Source organism: Pantoea sp. NGS-ED-1003 (assembly GCF_000738765.1).
Lineage (GTDB): Bacteria > Pseudomonadota > Gammaproteobacteria > Enterobacterales > Enterobacteriaceae > Pantoea > Pantoea septica.
Window position 1 is genome coordinate 1 of sequence record NZ_JPQA01000031.1, and the last position, 2,217, is coordinate 2,217.

Genomic DNA, 2,217 nt, shown 5'->3' on the forward strand with positions numbered 1-2,217 from the left:
TCTGAGGCAGCATCTGGCAAGGCTGGGAAGGAAGTCGCTGTCGTTCTCAAAATCGGTGGAGCTGCATGATAAAGTCATCGGGCATTATCTGAACATAAAACACTATCAATAAGTTGGGACCATTACCGCCTCGTTGATATTTTTGATATCAAGCATTTCAATATCGCAGCTGATGCTGTGCTCGGCGCAAAATTCCAGAACTTCCTGGGTTTCCGCAATGCCACCGATCAGAGAGCCCGCCAGTACGCGGCGATTCATAACCAGGTTGCCCGCATGGAGTGCAGGTTCAATCGGCTCGATCAGCCCCACTTAATTGTAGGTCATAATAAATTACACGCAAGCGCATCGGTATAAAGTGAGCCATGTTAAAAATTTATGCTACATTTAAAATGCTCTTATCTTGCGTGGAAAAAATAAGCGCAACGAGATTTAAAACCAGCATGATTATTTTTAATCGTTTCAATCCAGAGGGGTAATTATGAGAGCAATCATTTATAACGGCCCGTTCAACGTAACGGTAAAAAATGTTCCTGACGCAAAAATTGAGCGCCCCGGTGACGCGCTTATCCGCATTACTACCACGAATATCTGTGGTTCGGATCTGCACATGTACGAAGGCCGCACCAGTTTTGAAGAAGGGCGCATTTTCGGCCATGAAAACATGGGAGAGGTCGTTGAAGTCGGCAAAGGCGTTGAGCGTGTCAAGGTGGGAGACCGCGTCTGTATGCCGTTTAACATCGGCTGCGGCTTCTGTGAAAATTGCGAAAAAGGCCTGACCGGTTTTTGCCTGACGGCTAATCCGGGAAGCGCTGGCGCCGCCTATGGTTTTGCTGAAATGGGCCCATGGGACGGCGGGCAGGCAGAACTGCTGCGGGTCCCCTTTGCCGATTTCAATTGTCTGGTGCTGCCGGAGGATGCCTCAGAAAAAGAGGATGATTATGTGATGCTCTCTGACATCTTTCCGACAGGCTGGCACGCGACCGAACTGGCGGGATTGCGAGCGGGCGAAAGCGTCGCTATTTATGGGGCGGGTCCGGTTGGGTTGATGGCGGCTCACTCAGCGCTGATAAAAGGCGCATCGCAGGTGTTTGTTGTGGATACCCACAGTGACCGTCTTGCCCTCGCCGAGCAACTTGGTGCAACACCCGTTCATGCTGCCGGAGATGAGGCCGTACAGAAAATACTGGATCTGACCGACGGCAGGGGCACCGACTGCGGGTGTGAATGCGTGGGATACCAGTGCTGTAATAAGCATGGTCATGAAGATAACAGTGCAACCATGAACAGCCTTGTCGCGTCAACTAAAGCCACGGGCGGAATCGGCGTGGTTGGCGTATTTGTCCCGCAGGATCCCTCTGCTGCAACCGATCTGGCTAAAGAAGGCAAGATGCCTTTCGATTTTGGCAGTTTCTGGTTCAAGGGCCAGTCAATCCGCACCGGACAGGCAAACGTGAAGGCCTACAACCGACAGCTTGCACGACTGATTCACCATGGCAAAGCCAGCCCTGGCCAGATTATTTCGCATCGTCTGAGCCTGGACGAAGCGCCTGAAGGCTATAAAAATTTCGACAGCCGTACCCCCGGCTGGACGAAAGTGGTCCTCAAACCCTGAAGGCGTGGACAGCTCTTACAGAAAGCCTTGTGCCGATTGCTCAGGGCTTAACCGGTTGGCTCACCCACGTTTAGTCTTTTTAATAGGCTGCGCTCCTCAACGCTGCTTCGCTTGAATATCAACCCGGCTTTGTTGAATAAATCGAACTTTTGCTGAGCTGAAGGAGCAGATCACGCATCTTCCCGACAACGCAGACCGTTCCGTGGCAAAGCAAAAGTTCAAAATCACCGGCTGGCCCACCTACAACAAAGCCCTTATCAACCGTGGCTCCATAACTTTCTGGCTGGACGATGAAGCGATTCAGGCCTGGTATGAGTCTGCAACGCTTTCATCACGAGCAAGACCTCAGCGCTATTCTGATCTCGCCATCACCACCGTTCCGGTCATTAGACGCGTATTCGGGCTGACCCTGCGGGCAGCACAGGGTTTTATTGATTCCATTTTTACACTGATGAATGTTCCGTTGCGCTGCCCGGATTACACCCGTGTCAGTAAGCGGGCAAAGTCGGTTAATGTCAGTTTCAAAACGTTCACCCGGGGTGAAATCGCGCATCTGGTGATTGACTCCACCGGGCTGAAGGTCTTTGGTGAAGGCGAACGGAAAG

3 protein-coding genes and 1 pseudogene are annotated in these 2,217 nt (G+C 51.7%); 3 read left to right on the forward strand and 1 reads right to left on the reverse strand.

The annotated features are described in order from the left end of the window. A partial coding sequence (locus tag JS46_RS22560) for an IS1 family transposase (RefSeq protein ID WP_001691633.1) occupies positions 1–112 on the forward strand: 112 nt, incomplete at its 5' end. Positions 113–126: 14 nt separating this feature from the next. Here the strand turns inward: JS46_RS22560 and JS46_RS22565 are convergent. After that, positions 127–309 (reverse strand): annotated as a pseudogene (locus tag JS46_RS22565) (NAD(P)-dependent alcohol dehydrogenase); the annotation flags it as partial. Positions 310–478: 169 nt separating this feature from the next. Between JS46_RS22565 and JS46_RS22570 the strand changes: the two are divergent. Next, positions 479–1,612, forward strand: a complete 1,134-nt coding sequence (locus JS46_RS22570) for a glutathione-independent formaldehyde dehydrogenase (RefSeq protein ID WP_033756051.1) — start codon at positions 479–481, stop codon at positions 1,610–1,612. 157 nt (positions 1,613–1,769) lie between these two features. Next, positions 1,770–2,217: transposase (locus JS46_RS22575; RefSeq protein WP_160173341.1), on the forward strand; the 448-nt coding region annotated here is incomplete at its 3' end.